Origin of the sequence: Xanthomonas vesicatoria ATCC 35937 (assembly GCF_001908725.1) — a bacterium.
GTDB lineage: Bacteria > Pseudomonadota > Gammaproteobacteria > Xanthomonadales > Xanthomonadaceae > Xanthomonas > Xanthomonas vesicatoria.
The window spans coordinates 4351796-4371091 of record NZ_CP018725.1 but is presented as its reverse complement, the minus strand read 5'-3'; the positions used below and the strand labels follow the sequence as shown (position 1 = coordinate 4371091).

The following is a 19296-nucleotide window of genomic DNA, read 5'->3' as shown; positions in this document are numbered from 1 at the left end:
TTGTATTAGCCGCCCTCCCGACGCAGGCATCACGTCGGTTGCGCCCCTAAACAAACAGGCACAAAAAACCCACCGGTTTGTCGGAGGTGGGTACCGCTGTACGGGGAGTTTCGAGGCTCCGTGTAGCAAGACTGCTACCGAAAAATCCATACGTCAAGCATGGATAACGAACGCCGCTGTGAGCTGGAAAACGCATCATTGGCCAGCGGCAACGAGGTTTCCCCGTCGGAGCTCACCCGACTCGTTGCCATCAGACCGTGCCTAGCGCACCACAGATTCAATTGAACAAGAAAGCTGCCTGTGACTTCGTCACCGCACTGTTACCCGTCGGGACAAGTCCATGATCGCGCATCCAACCAAGCCACTTACCTAAGATATCCGGCGTGAAGCGCTCCTTTGCCTCATGCCAGTTGCTGCGAAACTCGTTGATCAACCACTCGTCATTGGGACGAAGCCCCCCAGCAAGCGCATCGTTCCAGACCGCGTATAGCGTTGCGACAGCCTCCAGATCGTCCGTCTTACGCCCTTCAAATAACGCGATAAGGCGATCCAACTCCTTCCGAGCAACGCCGAGTGCGGCAGCCGTCACTCCGACAGAACGATTGACATTATCCCCGATGTGATAGGAGACCTTTTCCTGCCCAGATTTCAGCACCTCGATCGAGGTCGAATACAGTCCTTCTTTGGCGGCACGCTCCTCCACTCGATAAATCGTCGTATCGAGCGGACCCGCAGCATGGCGACGATATCCATCCATCAAACCCAAGCCCAGATGGGAATCCGCCAAAAACAGCAACTTCATATGTGCCACGCGCCCAAAGGTGCGTTGTGGCGCGAGCTTTGAAATAAGGTAAGCGCTGAAGTCAACAACCTCGGCGCCTGACTCCTTTTCACCATTTAAAGCTTGGCCAATCAATGCATTGGCAAGGCTCCCATGCACTTGGCGGACCTCGCCGAGGCGAGCTTTGAGTTGATCGCACAGCGCCATCAGTTGATCGACTTTCGCGACGATGCGGCGTTGTTCGGCTAGGGGGGGAATCGGCAGCACAAAATTCGCCATACTTTCCTGATTGAGTTTTGGCATTTTTATTCGATTTTCTGCGACCCTAACCTGCTCAAGAAAAACCGCAGATAGAATTTCTTTAAGTAGAAATTCCGAGTTAATAAACGCATCTATTGGGTACATGTCCGCACTGCAAAGCCCGTCGAAATCAACTAGAACGGCTTTAGAAAGCGACGGGCGGATCTTCGAGTAGACAATCTGTCCGGCAAAGAATCGACTGTTCGGGCCTTTGACGCCAGAGTCTTTCACTGTTCTGTTGTCAGTGAGGCGGCCAGTTCCTTTCTCAATGCAGTCAGGGGCAACCTGGCGTAATGACGGGAAATCTTCGGGGCGAACTAGCTCGCCTTTGATTGCGCAGACATTCCCAAATCTCGTCCAGATCCAGCTGCTTGGCAGCTCGAAAAGAGCCTCGTCTTTCTCAATTTCCGACAGGACCTTCTGCTTCTTGATCTTGCCTTCGGCCACCAGCAGCGCCTTTTCCTTAGCAATCCGCCTAAGCAACTCACTGGCTGGCTCATCGCTTGGATCTTGCGGCACCAACTTGCCCATCACCGCCAGTTGCAGCAGGATTTGCTTGAGGGCGTCGATGCTGGGTTCGGTGGTGAACAGGGTGTGGAAGTGTTCGGCCAGCCGCTGCCAGCTTTGCGCAAAATCCTCGGCATTTCGGGCCTGGGTCAGGCTGTCCAGCAGCGCCTGCACCAGTTGGACGTGGGCGCTGTCGGCATCGGCCTGCCGGGCGTCCAGCCGGTCGCACAGGGCCATCAGCTCATCGACTTTGGCGACGATGCGGTACTGTTCGGCGAGCGGGGGAAGAGGAAATAAGGCTTGCCTACCGTCTTCGGTTCCTAGCCTAGGCATTTTCATACCGTAGCTTCTAGCATTCACATATCTGAGAAAGTACGGACTTTTCAGCGCACCCATGAAGTAGTTAGCTAAAAAAGGACCGTAGCATCTGAAAGGCAGAATCTCAGTTGTGCAAAATCCGTCTTCGTCAGCCACCAAAACTTTATTTAGATACGGCCGTAGTTTTCCATAGAGGACATCACCTTTATTAAAAAAATTTTTGTCGCTAAGCGAATTTCGCTCTTTAAAACGAGCCTTCTGCAAAAGTTTTGAGGTGTCTTTTTCAATATCTTCCAGATCGAGCACCCAGGCATCCTCTGGAATCTCTTCTTTTTTGACAGTAATACCAAAGTTGGTAATTTCGCCAAGACGAGCCCACTCCCAGGTCACCGGAAGTTCAAACGGCACCCCATCCCCGCTGATATCAGCGAGCGGCTTTTGTTTCTTAATCTTTCCCTCCGCCACCAACCGCGCCTTCTCCTCGGCAATACGCTTAAGCAACTCGCTGGCCGGCTCATCACTCGGATCTTGCGGCACCAGCTTGCCACGCACCGCCAGTTCCAGGATCAGCTCGCGCAGCTTCTTGATGCCATTGGGCGCGCCTGCCAGCAGCGGCAGGTTGCCGGTAAGCAGCGCCGTCATACCCGGCGCTCCAGCGCTTCGGCCAGCACCGCCTTGAGCTGGTCACGCAGCTCACTAATCTCGCATTGCAGGGCGGCGTAGCTGCGCAGCAGCTGGTTCGGGTCGTGACTGATCTGCTGGCCGACGTGCGGGTTCTTGCTGTCGAGATTCCAGTTACGGCTTTGCAGCTCTTTGAAGCTGACCTTCCAGGCAAACTTATTTTCCTGCCGTGCGGCAAAGCCATCTGCCTCGCTGCCCCACCAAGCCTCCTCGGTGGCGAACTCCTCGATGCGCATGGGCTTGGTCTTGGAGTAACTCTTGTAGCCAGCCGGGTATTGGTGCTCGTAGAACCACACGTCCTTGGTGGGCGTGCCCTTGGTGAAGAACAGCAGGTTGGTCTTGATGCCGGTGTAGGGGTTGAATACACCATTGGGCAGGCGAACGATGGTGTGCAGGTTGCACTCGGTCAGCAGCTTTTCCTTGATGCGGCTCTTGATGCCTTCACCAAAGAGGAAGCCATCGGGCAGCACCACGGCGGCGCGGCCACCGTCCTTGAGCAGGTGCATGATCAGCACCAGGAACAGGTCGGCGGTTTCGCGGGTGCGGAAGGCGGCGGGGAAGTTGCTTTCGATGCCGTCTTCTTCCATGCCGCCAAACGGTGGATTGGCGACGATACAGTCGACCCTCTCGCCCGGCCCCCAGCTGATCAGCGGGCGCGCCAAGGTGTTGTCGTGCTTGATCTGGCTGGGCACCTCGATGCCATGTAGCACCATGTTGGTGGTGGCCAGCAGGTGCGGCAACGGCTTCTTCTCCACGCCGAAGATGCTGGCCTGCAGGATGGCCTCGTCCTCGGAGGTGCGCACATAGCGTTGGCGCTTGTGCTCGATGGCGCAGGTGAGGAAGCCGCCGGTGCCACAGGCAGGGTCCATCACCTTTTCATGCAGCTTGGGGTCGACCATGCGCACCATGAACTCGGTCACCGGGCGCGGTGTGTAGAACTCGCCTGCGTTGCCGGCGCTCTGCAGGTCGCGCAGCAACTGCTCGTACATGTCGCCGAAGGCATGGCGCTCCTGCGCCTTGTTGAAGTCCACGCCGCTCTGGATCTTGTTGAGCACCTGGCGAATCAGCTGCCCGGACTTCATGTAGTTGTAGGCGTCCTGGAACACATCGCGCACGACAAAGCCCAGCGGCTTGCTGTGGCGAGGCGTCAGATCGCGCAGCTCGGGAAACAGGTCGATATCGATGAAGTTCTTCAGCTCATCACCGGTGATCCCTTCCGGATCGGCCGCCCAATTGCGCCAACGCAGGCGCTGCGGCAACGGCGAACGGTAGTCCTCGTGGATGAGCTCCCATTCCTGCTCACGGTCATCGAGAATCTTGAGGAACAACATCCACACCAGCTGGCCGATGCGCTGGGCGTCTCCGTCGACGCCAGAGTCCTTGCGCATGATGTCCTGGATGGATTTGATGGTGCTGCTGATCGACATCGTGTTACCTGTTGAATGATGCAAGTGCGTCCAGCCGCGTGAAGATCAACTCCTCGCGCTGGCGGTTGTTGTTGGAAGTGGCCTGAACGGCATAGCTGAAGTCGCGGTGGCGCAGGAGTTCGGCGATCCCTTGGGCGATATCCAGCTGCAATGCCGTGGACGCCTGCGCGACCTCATCGCACAGGCTGGCGCGGCCATCCACGACATTGAGGATGTCCTCGATATCCCGGCTGGCCAATGGATCACGGTTGCCGCGACCCCGGTAGGCCTCCAGCTTGGTGCCCAGAAAGTAGGCTGGAGCGACCACGCGGATCGTCACACCTGCCGGCAGTGCGTGATCGTACGCCTCACGCAACGCATCGGCGTACCAGCGATTGCTGAAGCCAAGGACGGCAGCGTCATCAGGCATGAAATCAACGATCAGGTCGCTGGCATGTTGATCGCGCAGGCGGGTGCGGCAGACGACGTCGTCGTTGGGCGAGGTGCGAAAGCCCTTACCGGCCAGCACCTGCTGCAGGCGGTACCAACTGCCCAAGCCCAGGACGTGCACGATCAAGTCGACATCTTCGGTAAAGCGAACAGCTTCCCGGCTTACCGCGTCTGTCATCAGCAGACCGGTGGTGCAGCCGCCGACGAAGGCGACTTCCAGCAGCAGATCCGGCCCAAGCGCTTCGGCCACGCGTGCCAGCATGTGCTGCTGGATATCCCAGTTTCCAGGCGTGCCCATTACGGCACCTCCCGCAGGTATTGGGTCAGCACACTGGCGGCAAGCGCCGACTCACGCTCACGCCCCAGCCGGATCGCATCCACCAGCGCCAGCATGGCGTACAGCTCCGCATCGCGACGTACGGCACGCGGCACGCTCTTGTAGAGCGGCTCCACGCGCTGGCCCTGCTCGCTGCCGTAGCCGTCCTCCCAGACGTAGATGTGTTCGCCCGCGGACAACAGACGATCGACCAGCACGGGCGCTGCGTGTGCCGTAGGAATGCCGCGGACAATCGGGCCCGGACGCGCCGGGAACACATACTTCAGCCCGTTCATCACAAAGCCCAGCAGGGCGCGCGTATTGGCGCGCGGGATGCCACTGCCGCGCTCGGCCAGGACCAATCCCACGTCCGCGCAACGCCGGAGCGCCTGACTGACTTCCGATTTGCTGATGCCGGTGGACTCCTCAAGGCCGCGCACGGAGAACGCATCTTCGGCCAAGCCGCTCGCCCCTTCATCCTCCTGAGCCGCCGACATGGCCCAGCCGCGCCAGTCATCGGGAATGCCGAGCGCTGCTTTCTCGCCGCCTACAGGGACCGATTGCTGGCGCTCAAGGCTGACCAGCTTCAGCAAGAGCACGATGTCTTGACTTTTCATGAGTAACGGAAAGGGCCCGTCCCCTGTCCTGAAACAGAGGACAAGGATACTATGGAACGCAGGTCAGGCAACGTCCGCACTGCTATATAGCTGGCTTTCCAGTTCAAGGATGGCCCGTTGGTAATTCGTCTTGCCGCCAAAGGCCGCCACAAGTTCGACCGGTGCTCCAAGGGTACGAAACGGATCAAGCTGCAGGATCCTGATGTCCTCGATGTGCTCCACCCCGGTGTCGGCGTACTTGTCCAACAAGCCTTCGAGTACCTGCCGCGCCTTGCCCTGATACCTGGCGAAGTAATTGCGCTTGCGCACACCCTCCGCCCGCTCCCTGCGCGACAGCGGCGGTTGATCAAAGGCCACGTGACAGATCAGGTCGAACGGATCGAGCGACTGGCCGAGTTTCTTCTCGACCTCGCCGGCCAGCTCTTCCCATAACACGCCCTGCGTGGCCAGCTCATCGATGATGGCCTTCTTCTGCTGGGCATCGCTCCAGCGCCGCAGGAAGTCATCAAGCGATGCGAACTGGCGCAGGACGCGCTCACGGGTGTAATCGCGCAGCGACTCGGTGATGAGCTTGCCATCGGATCCGTAATACAGGACGCGCTCGGCCACGACCGATACTGGCAGTTTGTCGATGACGTATTTGATGCGCTTCGGCCCATCTTCACTTCCGGTGGTGACGTCATCGCCGCCATCTGGAGGATCGCTGATCACACCGCTGTCGCCACCCTCTCCGCCCCCGATCTCAGGCGGTACCGGACTGTCATTGGGCGAGGGGTTGTAGATCACCTCCGGGTCTCCATCGAACGATGGATCAGCAAACAGTTCGGTCGCCTTCTTGAAATCCATGATGGTGAACCAGTACTTGCCGTAGTCCTCATTGATGCGCGTCCCGCGACCGATGATCTGCTTGAACTCGGTCATCGACCGGATGTGCTGGTCCAGCACGATGAGCTTGCAGGTTTGCGCGTCAACGCCGGTCGTCATCAGCTTGCTGGTGGTCGCGATGACGGGGTAGCGCATTTCCGGATTGATGAAATTGTCGAGCTCGGCTTTTCCTTCGTTGTCATCGCCGGTGATGCGCATGACGTACTTGCGATTTTCCGCGACACGCTGCGGATTGAGATTCACCAAGGCCTGGCGCATACGCTCGGCATGATCGATGTCGTCACAGAAAACAATGGTCTTCTGGAATGGACCGGTGGCAGTGAGGAATTCGGTGACTTTCTGCGCGACCAGATACGTCCGCGCTTCGACCACAAGCTGGCGATCCATATCCCGCAGGTTGTAGATACGATCTTCGATCAACTCGCCGTTTTTGTCGCGCATCCCTTTGGGTGGCCGCCAGCCCTGCAGATCGACATCGAAGTCGATGCGCACCACTTTGTACGGTGCCAGGAAGCCGTCATCGATGCCCTGCTTCAGCGTGTAGCTGTAGACGGGCTCTCCAAAGTAAGTACTGCTAGAGACCTCCTTGGTCTCCTTTGGCGTTGCGGTCAGGCCGATATGCGTGGCACCAGAGAAATACTCCAGGATCTCCCGCCACGCAGAATCCTCGGCCGCGCTGCCACGATGACATTCATCGATGACAACTAGGTCAAAGAATTCCCGAGAGAACTGCTTGTAGATGTTCTTGACGTCCTCGACACCGTTCACCGCCTGGTACAGGGACAGGTAGATTTCGTAGGACGTATCAATCTGGCGCTTGGTGATCTTGGTCATCGCCGTGCCGAACGGCTTGAAATCGTTGTTTTTTGTCTGATCCACCAAGATGTTGCGATCAGCCAGGAACAGGATGCGCTTCTTCTGGCGCGACTTCCAAAGCCGCCAGATGATCTGGAAAGCGGTATAGGTTTTGCCGGTTCCGGTGGCCATCACCAGCAGGATGCGGTTTTGACCATTGGCCACAGCTTCGATCGCTCGATTGATCGCATTGATCTGGTAGTAGCGCGGCGAGCGACTGCTGCCATCATCGTAGTAGGGAGACTCGACCACCTGTCGCGCGTCTTCACCAAGCCCCTTCCAGAGGCAATAGCGACGCCACAGTTCCTCTGGCGAAGGAAATTGGTCCAAAGTCAATTCGGATTCGACCTTGTCGCCGGTTGCGGTTCTATCGTGGAAAAGGAATCCGTCGCCGTTGCTTGAGAACACAAAAGGAACATCCAGCGCATCTGCATATCCCAGTGCCTGTTGCATGCCGGAACCAACGGTATGTTTGTTGTCCTTTGCCTCGATCACGGCCAAAGGAAGATTGGCACGGTGATACAGCACGACGTCGGCACGACGCGCCAACCCCCGGCTGTGCAGCTTGCCGCGAACGACGACACGCCCCTTGGTAAAAGCGACCTCTTCGCGCACCTGGAGATCCAGATCCCAGCCGGCAGCGACGATCGAGGGAATGATGAATTTCGTGCAGATATCGCGCTCGGTTAACGACGACTTGTCCATTCAATCCCCTGTGTCTCCATCTTCCCGCAATTGGCGACGCGCCCAGGCACAGACGCCACTTATCGATTGACTCGCCGCCTAATGATAGTCGTCTTCTCGCTGATGCCTGGCTGCCAAAACGGTGACGACCCGATCGCTTTCCACCTCAAACAGCAGCACGTAGCCGCTGGCACCGAAGCCGACCACCAGTTCTCGCAGGAACGGATCTGCTACCCCTGCCTTACGGCAGCTCAGAGGAGCTAGTTCAAGCACAGTGACGCCATCGCGGATGGCCTGCAGCGCGCGCTCGGCCACGGTGAGGTCGCCTTCAGCACGCTGGAGCAGCCAGTCGTAAAGGCGCGCCAGATCGTCGCGCGCTTCTTGAGTGAAGCGGACAGAAAATCCCACGTTGGCTTAGCCCTTGCGCGCCTTGTCCAGTTGGAACTGCAGCCCGGCCAGCACGTCCTTAGCGTCGATATACCGGTCAGACGCCTTGGCGCTGTCGCGCGAGGCCAGCCCACGGGCAATGAAGGCTTCCTGCTGCTGCCGCTGCTGCACCTGAGCGCGCACGGAGTGCTCGACAAAGCTGGAAAGCGTTTCGCCCTCCTGCAACACGGCTTCGGCCGCTTCGCGCAGCGCCGGGTCTACCCGGAGCGATGGAAGAGATGCGGATTTCATGGCAGGCCCAGTGCGTTGCAATTGCGATGCATCATCGCAAGCGGGCGGCGGTGCTTCAAGGTTTTCTTTGCAGACCTAATCCGATGGTGACGCATCTACGCCGACGCAATGGGCCGTGGACGCTGAAACACAACGCTTGCATGTGCCAGATGCCACCACGCGCTTGACGCTGCGACGCACCTGAGAAGCGCTCATACACAGTACTCTCCAAGAGATGACAGGTCGAGGCCCGGCCCGCCTGGGCGACCTGCTTGTGTGGCGCCACTAGATCCTTGGGCTTCAATTCCACAGCCAAGCCTGCCTCATTCCACATTCCGGAATATGGGATGGGGCGAACGGCGTGTTTGTGCAGGCAGTCTCAACTACACGCTGCCTTGAGCAGCGGTTTACAGGTCAAAAGCAAAAACACCAAAAGCTCTCACCCAATGCTTCGTGGCTTGACAGCCTCTTCCTGCACCACCCCTCTCTCCTGCGCCTGACTCTGCGCTTGCGCCAACGTACGCGCATCTAGCTCTTGCAGCTTTGCCAGCGATTGCTCTACCGGCGTATTGACGGCCACGTCGGTGGGCATGCTGGCGCGCAAGTGAGCCGGATTGCTGGGCTCGCCCTGCACCACGAAGACGGCGGCACCAGCCGGCGCACGCTGCGTTTGGTTGCTCAGCAGCACGTGGTCAATGCGCTCCAGCCCGTGCTCCTTTGCCAGATGGGCCAGGCTGGCGCTCATCCGCTCGCTGTGCGCATCGCTGGCGCGGCCCATGCTGGCATCCAACCGGCCAACCAAGGTGCTAGCCTGTGCATGCAACGGATGAGGCGCGAGGTGGGCGTCTTCCGCGTCTGCCTGTCGTGGCCTCCCAGGCATAGGCGCTGCAGGCCCGCCGTTCTGCCGCTGCGGCTGGGCTGGCGGATGCCCCCGCTCCTCCTGCCCTGGCTGTACTCCTTCACGCCCTCGCCCTTGGTCCTGATGCTGCTCCCGCACCGGCCCGTGTGTGGTGCTGGTCAGCACGTATTGCCAGCGCGTCTGCGCGGGGTTGCCTTGAACCGCCGCGATGAACCCATCGTACTCGGCTGGATGAATTGTCTGGCAGCCAGCCGAATCGGTACTGCCGCTGGAACCGCGATGAATCTTGAAGGTGTCGTTGAGATTTTGCACACCGTTGAGATCGGCTTGATCAAACCAGCCGTCCGCATTGCTATCCCGCTGTACCCCGCCCCGCCCTGCATCGACTGCCGCCTGACTTGGGCGTAATGCGTTGTCTTGGGTGCCTGGCCGGCTGGGATTTGGGTGCTGCCCCATCCGCATCTCGATGGTGCCTTCACTCAGGCGCCCGAGATCCCTGATGCCATCGGCATTGACATCCTCGCCTTCGATCTTCCTGGGCCTGGTGATGCTTTCAAAGCCTGGCGACGGTGCAAATGTCCTGTTCTCCATGCCGCCTTCCGCACGCGGGCGCCGCCCCATGTTGCCTGCATGATGATCGTACTGCGCAGTCGGCTCGGTGTTTGCTTGTTGGGCGACCTGCGTATGACGCGTTCCATCGGCATCCTTCCACAGTACGACCAGGCGGTCGTTGTAGACGCCCGTGCCGCCCTGAGCTTCGTTGATGGCAGGGGTTGCCGGATCGTCGCTACGCAGGCTTCCGGCATGCGCGCGATCCTGCATGGCCGCAAGCGTTGAGTTTTCCTGGCGAAGGCCTAATACCACGCGCTCGTTGGGTCGCGAGAGTGCCTCGTGCGCGGCTTCGTTACCTCTCACCTGTACGGTTTGACGCGGCTAGTTGCAAGCGTTGCAGCACACTGGCATCCGCAGCGACGACCGGCCCTTGTTGTTGATTGGCGATTGCACCGGCGGACGCTGCGCCGACGTAGCGATCCAGTGCGTCACGCACGATCTCTGCCTGGCCTTGTCTGCGCACATCAAGCATGCGCAGCGCCTCGGCCTGTCGATTGGCGTTGAACAACGCAGAAATCTGGTCGGCAGTCGCACGGATGTCTAAATCGTTGGATCTCGCCATTTCGATGCTCCTTGCAGAAGTGGTCACTCACTGATGAAACGGTCCTCACCATCTGGATAATCCGCACATGCCTGTTCGCCTGTGCGCTGCTGGCGACACGGCCACTGCGCTCTAGCGACTCGTTCTACCAGCTCGAAGCGTTCGCCTGTCCACCGAAGAAAACCAAAATGGGCGTAAGACCCGACGCGCTTCTGGTCATCGGTGGCCAGCGGCTGGTCAGGATCGAATTCCATCAACCATCGCATTGTCGGCGCCAAGGGCAGCTTGTCATCGAACAGAAAAAGCTCCGAGCCGCCGTGGTCGTTTTGCCGCGCAACATCTTCTGCAGTCAGGCTAGGCTCTGGCGGAAACACCGCTGCACTGACATCGCGTGCGGTGCCGTCCTTGGTTACGCGATATGCCTTTCGCCCTTTACCTGACTGGCACGCGAGGCCAGCTTCGCCCGCGCCACATTTCACCGGCCAGACCAAGTACACCGTTTTGTCGGGATCAGCACTTTCAAACGAACGGATTGTCAGATCACCCGCCACCACGGTGAAGTCAGCGCGCCGTCCTAAGCCCGGTGCGGCCACGTACACGGCGTCGCGCAGGCGCGCTTCGCGCGCTTGCGGCGAGGCATCGACCGCATCTGCAGGCAGGGCAAGCAATGCAGCCGCCATATGCGCAGGTGCCGGGCCCTTGCAAAACCCGTCCCTTAGCAAAGGCGCAGGCGAGGAGTCCTGTGATTGCGTACGGTCCACACAGACGGCGCCCATCTGCCGTTCCAGTTTGAAGGGAACCCAAGGTGACGGCGTGGCAGCAGGCGCCTGAGGAAAAGACGATGCTTCGTGTGCACCACTTGGGGGTTTTGCGGCAGCCTGTTCCATCGAAAGCCGTGCACACCCAAGCGTCATGATGGGCAGCAGCGCGGTCGCCACGATGCAATGCGTCAGCTTCTTCACGGGCATCCTTGAACGGAGAGGGCGAACGTCCCGGACTTTGGCCGTATGAGCAGGCTCGGTCAAGTGATCGATCGCAGACGAAACCGGCTCAGCGGCGCTCCTATGTGAGACCGAAATAAGCGCTGCATCCCGCAACACTGCCATCTACTAGGGATTCAGCGCGAGCGTCCAGGTTGGACAGTATTCGGTTAGTTTGAAACGTTCAACCGACACGCTGCGTGCGGCTTCATGTGATCACCAGCATTGCAAAAGGAGGTTGAAGTGGCCCGTATTAAAGCCAGCCTAGAACATGGATGGGCCACAGGCGCTGCCCTGCCCTCTTGCTGATTCGCCGCACCAGTCATCCAGCGACAACTTCGCCTGAGCGACGGCAGATCACTACCGTCTCCTACCACCTGCCGATTGACCGTACCGTGTAGCGGCAAGTGCACCCCTATTAACGAGCAGGTGCGCTCACACCACCGCAAGCCCTCTGCCCCCGCCCGCACTGCCTAGCCACGCAGCGCCACCCGAAGCGCCTCCCCGCCCACCGCGCGCTCGCCAGCAGACGCTCCAGGCTCTGCCCATGCCGGGCGCTGGCGGACAGCCAGGCCATGGTGGTGCTGACGAAATCCGCCAACCGGTCCGCGTCTTCCGGCCGCTGCCTGGCGATGTGGGAGCGGATCAACTCCTGGGCGGCGACATGAAAGCCGCATGCGGCCTCGCGCGCCTGCGGGTCGTTGCTGCGCGTACCCTCCAGTACTAGGCAGCCGCTGGCAGCGGGGTCTGCGGCTTAGCAGCGGGCGGCGTGCTCTAGCAAGTCGGCCAGTGCGTCGGCCAGCGGTCGGGCGGTGTCCAGGAGTTGCGGCAGCGGGATGGCAACTGTCTGCGCGTAGCGGTCGAGTCAGCACACATGGCGAGCTGCCGCTGCACTGCCGACCTTGTGTCCGCGCGCATCTCCTGCTGGCAGCGCGTGATCGCATTCCGATGTCATGCGGCGCACTGCACATGCAATGGCTGAGCCCCTTGCTGTCGCGTTGATCGTGATTTGCCTATAGTTCGCGACGAACCCTGCAATGGATTGACCAATGCACATGATGTCATCCGGCCGGTGCCTGGCCCTTGCACTCGCCGTCGCTGTGGCCGGCAGTGCATGTGCACGGACGCCATCACCCGAACAAAAAAGGACTTCCCCTATGTCAGGCACCGTCACCACCGGCCGCACCATCAACGGGCACACCTATTCGGATGCACCGGTGGACGTAAAGCTGGGGCCGCATATCTTCCGCATTCCCGCTAACTACCTCGATAGCCAGATCGCACCATGGCCGGGCGAAGGCGTGACGCTGGTCATCGAATGGCCGGACATGCCCCCCACCCCGCCCGGCGCGCGGGCCAACCCGCGTACGAATGATTTCCGGAAGGAAATTTCCGTGTCGATCGACTATGTCGACCGTGTTCCCATCGAGGCATTGCTGGAGCGTTTCTCGTCAAACGATGGGCGTACAGAGGCAGGCTCAGTTGAACGGGGCAATCCTGTCGCCCGGCTCGATCTCCGCATCGCACAGCCTGAAGCATTCGGATTAACGCCCTATGCCATTGATGAGGAGAAGATGGCGGCCTATGTGAAAGCATATCAAGCCCACCACGGCGAGCCTCCGACGCGCAACCCTGCGTTTGAGGACGACTGGTACGTCGCGCGCGACTCCAACGGCAATTTGACCACGTTCATCAAGTGCGACAGCAAAAAATTTCGAGCAGATGGCGTTCAGCTGGAGGGATCTGAAGTAGTCCATGAAAAAGGGGCCGTTGCTGCAAGTTGCGTCCACTACTTTTCTGACATCGAAAACAAACTTTCCATCAGCCTCAACTACAAGCGTGCATTTTTGAAGGATTGGAGGCGCATGGAAGATGCGGTGAGAAACGTATTAGCCCGCACTAAAATCCAGTGATTAGCGTATTTACAGGGAGCAACCGGTGAGCGGATTGAATGAGCAAGATCTGGAAAGTCTTTCGAACTATGCAAATAAAGGCAATCGCGAGCTGTATTGGAACTATCTCTCGCAGCTTGAGGGAGCAGACGGCTATGGGACGCTGGCATTAGGCGTAGTGCGCAACGACAGCTTGCCAGGGCAAGTGGCTAACAATTACGCGCAAGACTATGCCAGGACACAGCACGATACTGGCTCGCGCTTTGCCAATGCTGAATTGAGCGAACGCCAGTGGGAAGAGTTCGGGCAGACGCTGCTCAAGAAGGATCTTGAGCTTCGACAAGCTTGGTTCGACAAAGAGCGTCCGGATATGGCCCTGAACCTTCCCGGCAAGGACGTCATGCGAGCACACGACCAAGCCTTCCTGGACCATGAGCTCGACCCCAACTGCTGGACCCCACGCGTCATCCTACAAGCGGCCCTGGAAAAAAGCGGCCCCCAGAAGCTGGAACAGATCTGGACCAATATGCTCGACAACGAGTACGCCGGCGCCACGCGCATCAGCAACACCGGCTACGAGACCTTTGCGCAGATGGGATTGGCAGCCGGCAGCCAATACCTGGCCAAGCTCGGGACGACCGAAGCAATCCAGATGCTGGAAGGCCGCTCCGCCGTCGACCCCAACGTCATCGGCAGCAACAGCTTCTATGCGATGTACTTCGAAAAAGAACACAAATGGGTGAATGTCAGCGCAGGCGGCGGGCATCTTTCCATGCGCGAAGAAACCAATCCCGGCCGTATCGCAGAACTCGACGATGCTCGCGCCGTGCGCCTGGAACGGCAGCAGAAAGCCACGCAATTTCACGAAGACGACCCGCACCGCTCGATCAGCCGCAGCCCGTTCACGGCATCGGCCGACGGTCTGCGCGATCAGACGCAGCCGCCCACCAAACTGGCCGATATCGGCCCTGATCACCGGGACTACCCATTGCTGCAGCAGGTACGCGCGGGCGTGAGCGCGATCGATGCGCAAGCCGGGCGCACGCCGGACGAGAACAGCGAGCGTCTCATCGCCAGCGTGATGACCCTCGCCCGCCAGAACAACCTGGACCGGGCCGACCATGTGGTGCTGAGCGAACAGACCGCCGACAGCCCGGCCGGCCGCAACGTGTTTGTGGTGCAGGGCGAGTTGAACAACCCCGCGCACCTGCGCGCCCACATACCGACCGACGTGGCCGTGCAGACGCCGGTGGAGCAATCGCTGCAGCAGCTGGAAGTGGCCAGCACCGATCGCCAACAGGCGTTGGCGCAGAGCCAGCAGGAGATGGACACCCGACAGCGTGAGAGTGCGTCGATACGCATGGGGTAAGCGCGATGCTGAGCAGTGGCAGCCGGGGTGCTGACCGCACCTCCCGGCGGCGCTCGCTCTGTCAGCGTGCCGTGGCGACATGCAGGCTAACCCGCCGCCATAGACACGCAGCCCACGGCATCCGCACAAAAAAAGCCCGGCATCGCCGGGCTGTCATCCGATGCAGCGAAGGCTGCACAGCGCGCGTCAATCAAGCCTTGCGCGCCTGCAACCACGCCCGGATCTGCGGCACCCGCTGGTCGCGCAGCTTGACCCGGGTCTGGATGGCGCTGATCGCGGTTTCCGCTTCGCGGCGCGAGGTGGGGGCGATGTACTTGTCGGCAAATGCCTTGATCTTGTCGACGGTCTTCAAGTCGAACGAGCCATCGGCCAGGCCGGGGTAGTAACGCGCACGCGAGGTGGTGTCGACCAAGGCGTTGACCTGATTGCGATGGGCAACGGCGAAATCGAACGCCAGCTCCGGGTGCTGCTTTGCTACCGCACGGATCATGCTGGCGGCATTGGTTGCCCCGGGCTCGCTGGTGAGGGCCAGCGCCAGGGCGCGCTCTGCCAGTGCCGGGTCCTTGGCCTGCGCCAGATAGAGGTAGTCCTCATCGCGCACCATCGCGGAGGTTTCCTTCTTCGCCATTGCCTGCAGTGCCTGCCAGGTGGCGGCATCGGCATGCCGGGCGACGATGCTGAGCACGGTGCTGCGCAACTCCGGCGACACCGAGGCGGGGTTGGCCTGGAAGGCAATGAAGCGGCGCTGCGCTTCGGCGATCACCGCGGGGTCGTCCAGCGAACCCAGGGACTTGATCAACTGCGCACGTAGTTGCTTGACCTGCGCCGAGTCGCCATCCCGCTCGTCCCAGCCATAGCGGGCGAACACCGGCGCCAGCCGCGCCAGCGCGTAGGCGCGCCAGGCGGTGCGGTCGGCTGCCGCGCTGTCGAACAGGTCATCCAGGTCTACAAAGGTTCGGGAAACGGTCCTCCACAGGTCCGGCGCGGCATCGGCCGGCAAACTGGCGGTGAGATCGAGCAGGTCCGCATCCGGCTGCAAGCCAACCGTTGCCAGTGCCGCGGTATCCAGCAGGACGCCGAGTTGGTCCGCCACTGGCAGCGTCGGCAAGCGCGCGGCCAGTGCCTTGAACTGCGCGGGCGTATACAGCGTGCGGTAGTAGCCCTTCTGGCCGGCGTTGACCAGCACCGGGGCATCGCAGCCCGGCAGGTTGAGCTGCGCGGTGTGGTTCACCAATAGGCGTTGCGTGTTGCCGGCGCCGTCGCGCACCGTCACCGGCACGTGCCATGTCAGCGGTGTCTTGCTGGGCCGATCGAGCGTGTATTCGCCCTGCTCCAACGTGAGCGTGGTGGTACCGGCATTGCAGCGGGTGCTGACCTTGATCAACGGCACACCCGGTTGCTGGGTGAAGTCGTGCGCAATGTCGATGAAGTGCTTGCCGGGCGCGACCTTGTCGATCTGCTGCCACAATTGGCCGGTGACCGCGTTGCCGTATTGATGCTGCTGCAGATACTGCCGCACGCCAGTGCGCCAGTTGTCCGAGCCCACATAGTCTTCCAGCATGCTGATCACCGCCTCGCCCTTGTCGTAGGTGATGGCGTCGAAGGCCTGGCTGGCCTGCTCCACGGTGGCTACGTGCTGCACCACCGGGTGAGTGGTGGCGTAGGCATCGAGCGCCATCGCGTTGCGGCTTTTGTAAGCCGGGCCGGTCTTGTCGATATCCCACTCCGGATGCAGCTTGGCGGTGGTGCGCGCCTCCATCCAGTTGGCGAAGCCTTCGTTGAGCCACAGGTCGTCCCACCACGCCATGGTCACTAGATTGCCGAACCATTGATGCGCGATTTCGTGCGCGGCGATGGTGAACACTTCCTGCTTGTCGGTGACGGTGGACACGGCCGGATCCAGCAGCAGATAGCGTTCGAAGGTGAAGATCGCGCCCCAGTTTTCCATCGCACCGAAGAACTGGCTGTTGCCGGGCGCGGCGATGTTGTCCAGCTTGGGCAAGGGATAGGGAATGCCGAAGTAGGCGTTGTATTCGTGCAGCACATCGCGCCCGGACTCCAGTGCAAACTGCGCCTGATCCACCTTTCCCTTCTGCGCGATTACGCCGATCTCGGTGCCGTTGTCGGCAGTGACGGTGGCACGCTCGAAGGCGCCCAGGCTGACGAACAGCAGGTAGGTGGACATCTTCGGCGAGGTCTGGAACGCGATACGGGTGCGGCCATCGGCGCTTGGCGTGGACGATGCCACCGGCATGTTGCTCACCGCCATCTGCCCGGCCGGTGCATGGATGACCAGATCGAACGTCGCTTTGAAATCGGGTTCGTCCCACGCCGGCACGAAGCGGCGTGCATCGGAATTTTCAAACTGGGTGAACAGCGCGCGGCGGGTGCCCTGCGCGGTGGGGTAATCCAGTGCGAACAGGCCATTGGCCTGCGTGCCGATCGTGCCGCTGTAGTCCAGCGTGAGCACGTACTTGCCCGGTGCCAGTGCGGCGCCGGTGGCGATGCTGGCGGTTTGCGCGTCGGCATCGGTGGTGACCTTGGCCGCCACCGGGGCGCGGCCTGCCGCGGCCAGCGTGGCCTTGCCGAAGCGTAGATCCGCGGCTTGCAGCACGATGGCATCGGTAGGCGCCAGCACCTGCACATCGATGCTGACCTTGCCATCGAAGGCCATCGCCTCGGCACGCGGGGTGATCTCGATGGCGTAATGGCTGGGCCTGGCGGTGCGTGGCAGCTGGGTGGTGATGGCCGCGGCGGCCGGTGCTGCCGTCCTGGCCGATGCCGGCTCTGCGGCATAGAGGTGGCTGGTCAGGGCAGTACCGGTCAGGACCAGCGCGATGGCGGTCGCCAGGGGAAGACGCATGGGGAATTCTCGTTAAGGGGGGCGTGGACCCGAGCCGCTCATGATCCCTTGCGCCCTTGTTCGTGCGCACCGCCGGAAGTCATGCCAATGGCTCAAGAAATGCGCAAACGCCAACGGCCCGGACAAGCCGGGCCGTTGGGTCTTGCTACGCGGTGTCAGCCGCTCAGGCAAACGGGTCCTGCAGCACCATGGTGTGGTCGCGGTCCGGACCGGTGGAGACGATGCTGATCGGGCAGCCGGCCAGTTCTTCCAGCGCGCGCAGGTAGGCGCGTGCAGCAGGCGGCAACTCGTCCCATACGGTGATGCCGTGGGTGTTTTCGGTCCAGCCCGGGAACTCCAGGTACACCGGGGTGCATTCTTCCCAGCCCTGTGCGTCCAGCGGCGCGTATTCGGTGCGCTTGCCGCGGTATTCGTAGGCGATGCAGACCTTGAGCTTTTCCATGCCGTCGAGCACGTCGAGCTTGGTGATGCACAGGCCGGAAATGCCGTTGATGGCCACCGCACGCTTGAGCGCAACGATGTCCATCCAGCCGCAACGACGCGGGCGGCCGGTGGAGGCGCCGTATTCGGCACCGCGGTCGCGGATGCCCTGGCCCACTTCGTCGTCCAGTTCGGTCGGGAACGGGCCACCGCCCACGCGCGTGGCATAGGCCTTGGCGATGCCCAGCACGTAGTCGATGGCATCGGCGCCCACGCCGGTGCCGGCCAGTGCGCCGCCCACGGTGGTGTTGGAGCTGGTGACGTACGGATAGGTGCCGTGGTCGATGTCCAGCAACGCGCCCTGCGCGCCTTCGAACAGCACCCGCTTCCCCTGCTTGCGCAGGTCATGCAGGATGCCGGCCACGTCGTACTTCATCGGCTGCACGTACTCGCCGAACGCCAGCGCTTCGTCGTAGGTTTTCTGGAAATCGACCGCTTCAACGCCCAGGTACTTGGTCAGCACGAAGTTGTGGTAATCCAGCGCGGTCCGCAGCAGTTCTTCCAGCTGCGGCGGGTAATGCAGGTCGGCGATGCGGATACCGCGACGCGCCACCTTGTCTTCGTACGCCGGGCCGATACCGCGGCCGGTGGTACCGATGGCCTTGCCGCCGGCGGCCTTCTCGCGCGCCTGATCCAGGGCGATGTGGTACGGCATGATCAATGGCGCGGCCGGGGAGATCTTCAGGCGCGAACGCACTTCCACGCCGGCGCCTTCCAGCTCGCTGATTTCCTTGATCAGCGCGGCCGGGGAGATCACCACGCCGTTGCCGATCAGGCACAGCGCGTCGTCGCGCAGGATGCCGGACGGGATCAGATGCAAGACGGTCTTCTTGCCGTTGATGACCAGCGTATGGCCGGCGTTGTGGCCGCCCTGGAAGCGGACGACCGCACCGATCTCTTCGGTAAGCAGATCGACGATCTTGCCTTTGCCTTCATCGCCCCACTGGGCACCGAGCACGACAACTGACTGACCCATGACGGGTGAACTCCTCAAGTTTTACTGCGGCCATCGGGGCCGCGGGATGGGACCGGTTCGGGGCGGGCGGCGCCACCGTGCGCGCGGCTCCATCGGGGAGCGTTGCAGCGGCGACCAGCCCGGACACGGAAAAAGCCGAACGGGGTGCTCTGGTTGGAGCGTGCCCGGCCGGCTTTTGTGCATTATCCGGGTTTCGGGTGACGTGCACTACCCCTGGCAGGCGGCGAACCGGGGGCTGGTCAGATTGCGGCTGGCTGTCGGGGGCCG

At 61.1% G+C, this 19296-nt stretch carries 14 protein-coding genes and 2 pseudogenes; 3 read left to right on the top strand and 13 right to left on the bottom strand.

Going from position 1 to position 19296, the window contains the following annotated elements; translation table 11 throughout:
* Nucleotides 1-277 precede the first annotated feature (277 nt).
* The 9 genes and pseudogenes from BJD12_RS19110 to BJD12_RS25025 form a co-directional block, all read right to left on the bottom strand.
* Nucleotides 278-2548 carry a restriction endonuclease subunit S gene (locus tag BJD12_RS19110; protein WP_005996131.1) on the bottom strand — a complete coding sequence of 757 codons (2271 nt, stop codon included), beginning with the start codon at nucleotides 2546-2548 and terminating at the stop codon, nucleotides 278-280.
* Entirely contained in the window at nucleotides 2545-4014 is a 1470-nt protein-coding gene (locus BJD12_RS19105; protein ID WP_005996134.1) for a type I restriction-modification system subunit M, read from the bottom strand. Before BJD12_RS19105 ends, BJD12_RS19110 begins: the two co-directional genes overlap by 4 nt.
* Before the next feature lie 4 nt (nucleotides 4015-4018).
* On the bottom strand, nucleotides 4019-4741 hold the full coding sequence (locus BJD12_RS19100) for a nucleotidyl transferase AbiEii/AbiGii toxin family protein (RefSeq protein WP_005996136.1): 723 nt from the start codon (nucleotides 4739-4741) through the stop codon (nucleotides 4019-4021).
* A complete protein-coding gene (locus BJD12_RS19095) occupies nucleotides 4741-5358 on the bottom strand; it encodes a helix-turn-helix domain-containing protein (protein ID WP_228860952.1) in 618 nt (205 codons plus the stop codon). The genes BJD12_RS19100 and BJD12_RS19095 overlap by 1 nt, the downstream gene beginning before the upstream one ends.
* Before the next feature lie 81 nt (nucleotides 5359-5439).
* Nucleotides 5440-7821, bottom strand: coding sequence for an EcoAI/FtnUII family type I restriction enzme subunit R (hsdR, locus tag BJD12_RS19090; protein ID WP_005996140.1), 2382 nt, complete (start codon nucleotides 7819-7821; stop codon nucleotides 5440-5442).
* Between the two features lie 78 nt (nucleotides 7822-7899).
* A complete protein-coding gene (locus BJD12_RS19085) occupies nucleotides 7900-8208 on the bottom strand; it encodes a type II toxin-antitoxin system RelE/ParE family toxin (protein WP_005996142.1) in 309 nt (102 codons plus the stop codon).
* 6 nt (nucleotides 8209-8214) lie between these two features.
* Complete coding sequence (locus BJD12_RS19080) at nucleotides 8215-8478, bottom strand: YlcI/YnfO family protein (RefSeq protein ID WP_005996144.1); 264 nt, start codon at nucleotides 8476-8478, stop codon at nucleotides 8215-8217.
* 144 nt (nucleotides 8479-8622) lie between these two features.
* Nucleotides 8623-8791: pseudogene (locus BJD12_RS25030) on the bottom strand (MarR family transcriptional regulator); the annotation flags it as partial.
* A gap of 105 nt (nucleotides 8792-8896) precedes the next feature.
* A complete protein-coding gene (locus tag BJD12_RS25025; protein ID WP_005996146.1) occupies nucleotides 8897-10138 on the bottom strand; it encodes an XVIPCD domain-containing protein in 1242 nt (413 codons plus the stop codon).
* 115 nt (nucleotides 10139-10253) lie between these two features.
* Between BJD12_RS25025 and BJD12_RS19070 the strand changes: the two genes are divergently transcribed.
* On the top strand, nucleotides 10254-10472 hold the full coding sequence (locus BJD12_RS19070) for a hypothetical protein (protein ID WP_074059446.1): 219 nt from the start codon (nucleotides 10254-10256) through the stop codon (nucleotides 10470-10472).
* A 41-nt stretch (nucleotides 10473-10513) separates the two neighbouring features.
* Here the strand turns inward: BJD12_RS19070 and BJD12_RS19065 are convergent, their stop codons facing one another.
* Both BJD12_RS19065 and BJD12_RS19060 read right to left on the bottom strand, forming a co-directional pair.
* Nucleotides 10514-11149: a hypothetical protein gene (locus tag BJD12_RS19065; protein ID WP_005996148.1), complete on the bottom strand. Its 636-nt coding sequence runs from the start codon at nucleotides 11147-11149 to the stop codon at nucleotides 10514-10516.
* A 773-nt stretch (nucleotides 11150-11922) separates the two neighbouring features.
* A pseudogene (locus BJD12_RS19060) lies at nucleotides 11923-12314 on the bottom strand (TetR/AcrR family transcriptional regulator); the annotation flags it as partial.
* 184 nt (nucleotides 12315-12498) lie between these two features.
* On the opposite strand from BJD12_RS19060, the gene BJD12_RS19055 reads away from it, so the two are divergent.
* Nucleotides 12499-13362, top strand: coding sequence for a Smlt3025 familytype IV secretion system inhibitor (locus tag BJD12_RS19055; protein WP_042828489.1), 864 nt, complete (start codon nucleotides 12499-12501; stop codon nucleotides 13360-13362).
* 25 nt (nucleotides 13363-13387) lie between these two features.
* Nucleotides 13388-14710 (top strand): Smlt3024 family type IV secretion system effector, encoded by a 1323-nt coding sequence (locus tag BJD12_RS19050; protein WP_042828490.1) that lies wholly within the window; start codon nucleotides 13388-13390, stop codon nucleotides 14708-14710.
* Nucleotides 14711-14900: 190 nt separating this feature from the next.
* On the opposite strand, the gene BJD12_RS19045 is transcribed toward BJD12_RS19050, so the two are convergent.
* Nucleotides 14901-17573 carry a M1 family metallopeptidase gene (locus BJD12_RS19045; protein ID WP_005996151.1) on the bottom strand — a complete coding sequence of 891 codons (2673 nt, stop codon included), beginning with the start codon at nucleotides 17571-17573 and terminating at the stop codon, nucleotides 14901-14903.
* Between the two features lie 163 nt (nucleotides 17574-17736).
* Nucleotides 17737-19029, bottom strand: a complete 1293-nt coding sequence (locus tag BJD12_RS19040; protein WP_005996152.1) for an adenylosuccinate synthase — start codon at nucleotides 19027-19029, stop codon at nucleotides 17737-17739.
* Nucleotides 19030-19296: the final 267 nt, after the last annotated feature.

Coding starts and splice junctions, on each gene's coding strand:
- BJD12_RS19110 (WP_005996131.1), bottom strand. CDS start 2,548: ATGACGGCGCTGCTTACCGGCAACCTGCCGCTGCTGGCAGGCGCGCCC.
- BJD12_RS19105 (WP_005996134.1), bottom strand. CDS start 4,014: ATGTCGATCAGCAGCACCATCAAATCCATCCAGGACATCATGCGCAAG.
- BJD12_RS19100 (WP_005996136.1), bottom strand. CDS start 4,741: ATGGGCACGCCTGGAAACTGGGATATCCAGCAGCACATGCTGGCACGC.
- hsdR (WP_005996140.1), bottom strand. CDS start 7,821: ATGGACAAGTCGTCGTTAACCGAGCGCGATATCTGCACGAAATTCATC.
- BJD12_RS19080 (WP_005996144.1), bottom strand. CDS start 8,478: ATGAAATCCGCATCTCTTCCATCGCTCCGGGTAGACCCGGCGCTGCGC.
- BJD12_RS25025 (WP_005996146.1), bottom strand. CDS start 10,138: ATGCAGGATCGCGCGCATGCCGGAAGCCTGCGTAGCGACGATCCGGCA.
- BJD12_RS19065 (WP_005996148.1), bottom strand. CDS start 11,149: ATGGCGGCTGCATTGCTTGCCCTGCCTGCAGATGCGGTCGATGCCTCG.
- BJD12_RS19055 (WP_042828489.1), top strand. CDS start 12,499: ATGCACATGATGTCATCCGGCCGGTGCCTGGCCCTTGCACTCGCCGTC.
- BJD12_RS19045 (WP_005996151.1), bottom strand. CDS start 17,573: ATGCGTCTTCCCCTGGCGACCGCCATCGCGCTGGTCCTGACCGGTACT.
- BJD12_RS19040 (WP_005996152.1), bottom strand. CDS start 19,029: ATGGGTCAGTCAGTTGTCGTGCTCGGTGCCCAGTGGGGCGATGAAGGC.